Source organism: Pararhizobium sp. (genome assembly GCF_035497515.1).
GTDB lineage: Bacteria > Pseudomonadota > Alphaproteobacteria > Rhizobiales > Rhizobiaceae > Pararhizobium.
The window spans coordinates 37,976-45,558 of the sequence record NZ_DATJDJ010000071.1 but is presented as its reverse complement, the minus strand read 5'-3'; the positions used below and the strand labels follow the sequence as shown (position 1 = coordinate 45,558).

General features: G+C 63.2%; 9 protein-coding genes. 6 read left to right on the top strand and 3 right to left on the bottom strand.

Annotation, left to right across the window (positions count from 1 at the left end):
• The 6 genes from VL202_RS08360 to VL202_RS08335 all read left to right on the top strand — a co-directional run.
• Positions 1-571 (top strand): TIM barrel protein (locus VL202_RS08360; RefSeq protein WP_325463666.1); only part of this gene is annotated, 571 nt, incomplete at its 5' end.
• A 254-nt stretch (positions 572-825) separates the two neighbouring features.
• Positions 826-1,626, top strand: a complete 801-nt coding sequence (gene iolB / locus VL202_RS08355; protein ID WP_325463665.1) for a 5-deoxy-glucuronate isomerase — start codon at positions 826-828, stop codon at positions 1,624-1,626.
• A 36-nt stretch (positions 1,627-1,662) separates the two neighbouring features.
• Positions 1,663-2,067: a GFA family protein gene (locus VL202_RS08350; protein WP_325463664.1), complete on the top strand. Its 405-nt coding sequence runs from the start codon at positions 1,663-1,665 to the stop codon at positions 2,065-2,067.
• 9 nt (positions 2,068-2,076) lie between these two features.
• Positions 2,077-2,874: an AraC family transcriptional regulator gene (locus VL202_RS08345; protein ID WP_325463663.1), complete on the top strand. Its 798-nt coding sequence runs from the start codon at positions 2,077-2,079 to the stop codon at positions 2,872-2,874.
• A gap of 79 nt (positions 2,875-2,953) precedes the next feature.
• Positions 2,954-3,565, top strand: a complete 612-nt coding sequence (locus tag VL202_RS08340; RefSeq protein ID WP_325463662.1) for a LysE family translocator — start codon at positions 2,954-2,956, stop codon at positions 3,563-3,565.
• A gap of 103 nt (positions 3,566-3,668) precedes the next feature.
• A complete protein-coding gene (locus tag VL202_RS08335; RefSeq protein ID WP_325463661.1) occupies positions 3,669-4,343 on the top strand; it encodes an HAD-IA family hydrolase in 675 nt (224 codons plus the stop codon).
• 12 nt (positions 4,344-4,355) lie between these two features.
• On the opposite strand, the gene VL202_RS08330 is transcribed toward VL202_RS08335, so the two are convergent.
• The 3 genes from VL202_RS08330 to VL202_RS08320 all read right to left on the bottom strand — a co-directional run bounded on the left by VL202_RS08330 (position 4,356) and on the right by VL202_RS08320 (position 7,545).
• Positions 4,356-4,712, bottom strand: a complete 357-nt coding sequence (locus VL202_RS08330; protein WP_325463660.1) for a VOC family protein — start codon at positions 4,710-4,712, stop codon at positions 4,356-4,358.
• Positions 4,713-4,715: 3 nt separating this feature from the next.
• Entirely contained in the window at positions 4,716-5,765 is a 1,050-nt protein-coding gene (locus tag VL202_RS08325; protein WP_325463659.1) for a 2-dehydropantoate 2-reductase, read from the bottom strand.
• 196 nt (positions 5,766-5,961) lie between these two features.
• Positions 5,962-7,545, bottom strand: coding sequence for a peptide chain release factor 3 (locus VL202_RS08320; RefSeq protein WP_325463658.1), 1,584 nt, complete (start codon positions 7,543-7,545; stop codon positions 5,962-5,964).
• Positions 7,546-7,583 lie beyond the last annotated feature (38 nt).

The following is a 7,583-nucleotide window of genomic DNA, read 5'->3' as shown; positions in this document are numbered from 1 at the left end:
GCCGCTTGCCACCAAGCCGCGCCTCGGCGATGACGAGATGAAGGCCTATGCCCGCCGCGTCACGGAATTCGGCGAATGGTGCGCCGATCAGGGCATGCCGCTCTCCTATCATCACCACATGGCCGCCGTCGTCGAAACCGAGCCGGAACTCGACGCCTTCATGAAGAATTCCGGCGAAGGCATTCCGCTGCTGCTGGACGCCGGCCATCTGTTCTTCGCCGGCGGCGACGTCCTGCGCGCCATCGACAATCACCACGCCCGCATCAATCACGTGCATGTGAAGGACATCCGCAAGTCGGTCATCGACGGGCTGGACCGCTCGAAACAGTCCTTCCTCGATGCCGTGGCGCTCGGCGCCTTCACCGTACCGGGCGACGGCTCGCTCGATTTCGGCGCGATCGTGAAGCGCTTCGCCGATTACGGCTATGAGGGCTGGTTCGTGGTCGAAGCCGAGCAGGATCCGCGCAAGGCCCCGCCGCAGAAAATGGCCGAGATCGGCTATGCCGAACTGATGCGCGTGATGACGGCGGCCGGGTATACGGTGGAGACGGAAGGCTTTCCGAAGGGGTGATCCCGTTCGTGGCTACCCCCTCACCAAGTTCGTCCAACCGATCGGCTGCGCCTCTCGGGGACGAACTATCCTCTCCCACAAGGGGAGAGGTGGGGCGCGCGATCTCCGTCCTTTCCATCTGGTGAGGTCGGTGCCGTGAGTTTTTTCCTCTCCCCTTTTGGGAGAGGATAGTAAGCCCGCGTGAGACGCAGTCGAAGGCATGGGCGCACTTGGTGAGGGGTTCAAACGCTCCTCGAACACATTAGGAGAACACCATGCCGAACCTGCTCGTAAAACCCAAGGGCGACCAAGGCCGCGTTACGCATGTGACGCCGGAAAACGCCGGCTGGACCTATGTCGGCTTCGATCTCAACCGGTTGAAGGCTGGCGAGACGGCTTCGGGCCAGACCGGCGCTCGCGAGGTCTGCCTCGTCTGGGTTAGCGGCAAGGGCGAGACGAGCGTCGACGGTCAGGATTTTGGCTTGGTGGGCGAACGCATGAGCCCGTTCGAAGGCGCGCCACATGCGCTGTACGTCGCACCGGGCGCGACATGGCAGGTAAAGGCCGTCACGGATCTCGAACTTGCCGTCTGCTCCGCGCCGGGTGGTGGCGACTTCAAGACCAAGCCCATTCCGGCAGGCACCCATCCGCAGATGACGCGTGGCAAGAATACCAACACCCGCTACGTGACCAACATCATGCCGGAAGACGACAATGCCGCGCATGCGCTGCTGGTCGTCGAAGTCATCACCCCAGGTGGCCATACCTCGTCCTATCCGCCGCACAAGCATGACGAGGACAATCTGCCGGCCGAAAGCTTCCTCGAGGAAACCTATTATCACCGCCTCAACCCCAGCCAAGGCTTTGCCATGCAGCGCGTCTATACCGACGACCGATCGCTGGACGAGACGATGGCTGTCGAGGACGGCGACGTGACGCTGGTGCCGAAGGGCTATCACCCGGTCGCCGCGATCCATGGATACGACCTCTATTACCTCAACGTCATGGCCGGGCCGTCGCGGGTCTGGAAATTCAACAACGCCAAGGAACATGCCTGGCTGTTCACCGGCGTCTGATGCGCTAGTTTCCTCTCTGAGTTGGGAGGAACGCATATGCATATTGATGGACATTGCCATTGCGGCGCCATCCGCTTTGAGGCTGATGTCGACCCGGAGCGGGTCGGCATCTGTCATTGTACCGATTGCCAGCACCTGACCGGCTCGGTCTATCGGGTCACGGTTTCTGTTCCGAAGCACAATTTCCACATCACCGCCGGCGAGCCGAAAACCTATCTCAAGACCGGTGATAACGGCCGGACGCGTTTCCAGATGTTCTGCGGCAATTGCGGCTCACCGATCTACACCACCGGCACCGATGAGGACGCGGAGATGATCGGCATCCGCTGGGGCAATATCCGCCAGCGCGCCGCGCTTGCGCCAAGGCATCAGATCTGGTGTTCTTCGGCAATGAACTGGTTTGGCGAGCGCGACGCTCTGCCGGGCCTGGAGCGGGATTGAGGAGCGACGATGAAGACCGGACAATTCCGGATGCGGTTATGCGTGCTTGCGGGCGTCGAGGCGGTGGAGGCCGACAGCGCCCACAGTTTCGGCCGGCACACGCACGACCAGTTCGGTATCGGCATCATCATTCGCGGCGCGCAGAAATCCGCAAGCGGACGGGGACCGGTCGAGGCCGGCCCGGGCGATGTGATCACCGTCAATCCCGGCGAGGTGCATGACGGCTGTCCGATCGACGAGGCCGGCCGGGCGTGGCGCATGCTCTATCTCGATCCGGCGCTGATCGGTCGCGCCAGTCTCGATATCAGCGACGGCCAGTCGGCGGATTTCGTCTTTTGTGATCCCGTCATGACCGATGCCGCGATGGCCCACAGGCTTCAATCCGTCTATTCCGCCATGCTGGCGCCGGAGGGCGGAGAAACGCTGCTGGCCGAGACGGAACTGCTCGACCTCGTCGCCTCGCTGCTCGGTGCGCGCGCCTCCAGAGCGGTTCCTTCTTCCATCTCTCGCGCCAAAAGCCTGATCGACGATGATCCGACTTCGGATGTGACACTGACCGACCTCGCCGAGGCAAGCGGGCTCAGCCGGTTCCAGATGCTGCGCGGCTTCACTCGGGCGACCGGCATGACGCCGCATGCCTATCTCATCCAGTGCCGCATCGGCATCGTCCGCCGGATGATCGCCAGGGGTATACCGCTGGCCGAGGCTTCGACCGCCGGCGGTTTCGCCGACCAGAGCCATATGACGCGCCATTTCGTGCGCGCCCATGGCGTCACGCCCGGCGCCTATGCGCTGGCCTTCGGCTGACATTCTGCAATTTCGTTCAAGACCCGGACGGTGCGATCCGCTTTGCTGCGGTTTTCCATGTCGTGAACGGAGCCATGTCTTGACCCTCGACTATCTGCTGACATCCATCATCGTCATCCTGCTGCCGGGCACCGGCGTCCTCTATACGCTGGCGACGGGGCTCAATTCCGGCGCCCGTGCCAGCGTGCTCGCCGCCTTCGGCTGCACGCTCGGCATCCTGCCGCATATCATCGCCAGCGTCGCCGGGCTCGCCGCCCTGCTGCACACCAGCGCCATGGCCTTCGAGGTCATCAAATATGTCGGCGTCGTCTACCTGCTCTACATGGCCTGGAGCGTCCTGAAGGACACCGACAGCCTGCGGATATCACAGGAGGCAAAGCCGATGCCGGCGCTGCGCATCATCGGGACGGCGATCCTGCTGAACAGCCTCAACCCGAAACTGTCGTTGTTCTTCCTCGCCTTCCTGCCGCAGTTCGTGCCGGCCGACACGACGGCACCAACCGTCTTCATGCTGGGCCTTGCCGCCGTCTTCATGGTCCTGACTTTCATCGTCTTCGTCATCTATGGTGTCTTTGCCTCCGCCACGCGACGCTATGTGATCGCCCGGCCGGGCGTGACGACCTGGCTCCGACGCGGCTTTGCCGGCGCCTTCGGGCTGATGGGGTTGCGTCTCGCCCTGTCGGCGCGCTGAACGGCAGGATTTACGGTATGTCCAGGAGCATATCCGTTTGATCTGAACAGGGAATCCGCCTATTCGAACGGGTATCGCTGCCAGACAATCAAAGGAGCCGCCCTTGTCTTCCGCCTCGTCGCCCGTCTTCGGCAAGAAATATTCCGCCTTCCTGTTCGACATGGACGGAACGCTGCTCAGCTCCATCGAAGCGGCCGAACGCGTCTGGGGCCGCTGGGCGGAAAGCCATGGCCTCGACGTCGCCACCTTCCTGCCGACCATGCACGGCAAGCGCGGCGTCGATACCATCCGCCAACTCGGCCTGCCGGGCGTCGATCCGCAGACCGAGGCCGACAAGATCACCCAGGCCGAAATGGAGGATGTCGAGGGCGTGAAGCCGCTGCCGGGCGCCATCGAATTCCTGAAGAGCCTGCCGCCGGAGCGCTGGGCAATCGTCACCTCCTCGCCGCGCGAACTGGCCAAGGTGCGCATCGCCGCCGCCGGCTTGCCGGAGCCGAAGTTCATCGTCATCGCCGAGGATGTCTCGCGCGGCAAGCCGAGCCCGGAATGCTACCTGCTCGGTGCCAAGCGCGTCGGTTTCGCCGCCAAGGACTGCCTCGTATTCGAAGACGTGGCTGCAGGCGTCATCGCCGGTGAATCGGCCGGATCCGACGTCATGGTCATCACCGCCACCCATACTCACCTCTTCGAGACGGCGCACCAGACGATTCCCGGCTATATCGGCATCGAGGTTTCGGTCGATGAAAACGGCGACCTCACCCTGACGGATCGCCGCTGAGAGGGACGGGCGTCAACCCGCTCGGTGCGAGAGGATGTTGACGACCGTGCCGAACGGATCGCGCACATAGAAGCGGCGCACGCCCCACGGCTCGTCGGTGATATCGTAGACGATGGCAAAGCCCATCTCGCGCGCTTTCGCGTAGACCCCGTCGACATGATCGACTTCGATCGAAAGCTGCGGCACCGGCGTGCCGGAGCCGCCTTCGCTGGCAATGGAAACCTGTGCGGCGGTCTGTTCACCCGATGCAAAAGTGACGATCCAGCCGTGATCCATGGCGAGATCGAGACCGAGCAGATCACCATAGAAGGCCCGTGCGGCCTTCGGGTCGGGCGCATGCAGGTTGGCGACGATCCGACGGACGGTCATCGGTCAGGCCTTGTCCGCACGTGCCTGCGCCATCGACTGATCGAGTTGCGAGATCAGCAGGAGCAGCATGTCGTTTGCCGGCGTCGGCACGTCGGCCATGCGCGCCAGCTGGGTGATCGCGCGGGTGAGCGGCATGATCTCCATCAGTCTTCCCTGTTCGAGGTCCTGCAGCATCGACGTCTTTGCGCTGCCCAGCGTGCGGGTATGCTCCAGCCGCTGATCGATCGTCGATTCGACATGGCAGCCAAGCCGTTCGGCAACGGTTTTGGTCTCGATCATGATCGTGCGCACGAGGGGTTCCAGAGGCCCGTCGACAATCTCGCCGATCCGGGCGCGGGTAAGGGCGCTGATCGGATTGAGGGCGGCGTTGCCAAGCAGCTTCAACCAAAGCTCGTCGCGAATCCGGCCTGTCGTCTTGATGGCCCAGCCGCTCGCCTCGAAGAGACCGGCGATTTTGGTTAAGGCCGGAGATAGCCCGCCAGAGGGCTCGCCCAGATGGAGGAGGCCGCCGCTGGTCAGGCGGATATGGCCCGGCTCGATCATCTGCGCGCCCTGATAGATGACGCCACCGATCACCCGTTCGGGGCCGATCCGCTGCCAGATGAGGCCGCCCGGATCGAGCGCCTCGATCTGCCGGCCTTCAAGGCCGCTCGCCGTGTCGCCATGGAAATACCACCACGGAATGCCGTTCTGGATCATCACCACCCGGCCGTCCGGCTTCAGCAGGCGGGCAATGTCGGCGCTGGCCGAGGTCAGCTGGTGGCCTTTCAACGTGACGATCACCAGATCCTGCGGCGGCAGGTCGGCGGCGGTATCGGTGGCGGCAAACCTGGCGATCAGTGGCCCGGTCTTGTCCGGCTCGTGCAGATGCAGGCCGTTTTTCCGGATTGCCTGCAGATGCGCGCCGCGGGCGATCGCCGAAACCGTCGAGCCTGCAAGGGCCGGGGAAGCGGCAAGCCGTGCTGCCAGCGCACCACCGATGGCGCCGGCGCCGAAAATGCAGATGCTCCGGAACTGCGCCGAAATATCCGTATCCTGTGCGGCATGTTCCATGAAATCTCCTCCTCTGGGCTTTCGAATGACCGTGACGTTAGTAGCAATGCCGACGGTCCGGGGCCAGAAGAGTCGCTTGGGGAGCTGGATATTTCATCGCTTCAGGAAGAACTGGGGCGGCCGGGGGCACGGATCCGATAAGGCATGCGGCAAGCTCCGACTTCTTCCCGCTGGGGAGAAGTCGGACAGCCCCTCATCACGCCGCCTTGGCGACGTGATATTCCTTGATGGCGATCATCTTGATGGCCGGGTAGCGTTCGGCCTCATAGCGCAACGAAAAACTGTCCTGCGCCAGGAAGACCGGGTCGCCATCGAGATCGCGGGCGATATCGCCGCGCCGCGCGGTGATGAATTTGTCGAGATCAGCCGGGTTGTCGGCAGAGATCCAGCGGCAGACGGAGAAGCGGGCCACGTCGAATGAAACCGGCAGCCCGTATTCGGAGCTCAGCCGTTCCTTCAGCACGTCGAGTTGCAGCGCGCCGACGACGCCGACGATCGCCGGAGAACCGTCTTCCGGCGAGAACAGCTGCACGACGCCTTCCTCGGCCATCTGCTGCAGGGCTTCCTTGAGCTTCTTGGCCTTCATCGCATCTTCCAGGCGCACGCGGCGCAGGATTTCCGGCGAGAAGTTCGGCACGCCCTGGAACACCAGCTGTTCGCCTTCCGTCAGCGTGTCGCCGATGCGCAGCGTTCCGTGGTTGGGAATGCCCACCACGTCGCCGGCATAGGCGGTGTCGGCCAGTTGGCGCTGCGAGGCGAAGAAGAACTGCGGCGCCGTCAGTCCCATCTGCTTGCCGGTGCGCGCCAGCCGCGCCTTCATGCCGCGTTCCAGCTTGCCGGAGCAGATGCGGGCAAAGGCGATGCGGTCGCGATGGTTCGGGTCCATGTTCGCCTGGATCTTGAAGACGAAGGCCGTCATCTTGTCATCTGTCGCGTGAACCGTGCGGGTGTCGGCCACCTGGTCGCGCGGCGGCGGGGCGAAATCGCCCAGCGCATTGATAAGATCGCGCACGCCCAGATTTCGAAGCGCCGAACCGAAGAAGACGGGCGTCAGATGGCCTTCGAGGAAAGCCTTCCTGTCGAACGGCTTGCAGGCCTCGATCGCCAGCGAGGTTTCCTCGATGAAGGCTTCCCGCTCGTTTTCGGGCAGGCGGTGGGCTGCCATTTCCGGGCCGTTCACCTTGGTGGGGATTTCCTGCGTATCGGCGCCGCGCACCGTATTGTCGGCGAGATTGTAGGAACCGCAGAAGGTCTTGGAACGTCCGATCGGCCATGTGATCGGCGCGCAGTCGAGCGCCAGCTTCTCCTCGACTTCATCGAGAATTTCAAACGGATCGCGGCTTTCGCGGTCCATCTTGTTGATGAAGGTGATGATTGGAATGTCGCGCATGCGGCAGACTTCGAAGAGCTTCAGCGTCCGCGGCTCGATACCCTTGGCTGCGTCGATGACCATGACGGCGGCATCGACTGCCGTCAGCGTGCGATAGGTATCGTCGGCGAAATCTTCGTGACCGGGCGTGTCGAGAATGTTGAAAACATTGCCGTGATACTCGAACGTCATCACCGAGGTGACGACCGAGATGCCGCGCTCGCGTTCGATCTTCATCCAGTCGGACCGCGTCTGGATCCGGTCCTTCTTGGCCTTGACTTCACCGGCAAGCTGGATCGCGCCGCCGAACAGCAGCAGCTTTTCGGTCAGCGTGGTTTTACCGGCATCCGGGTGCGCGATAATAGCAAAGGTGCGGCGGCGGGAGACCGCCTCGGCGAGACTTTCGGCCATATGTCGAGATTCCTGTGAGTTGCCGCGTATGTAGCGGA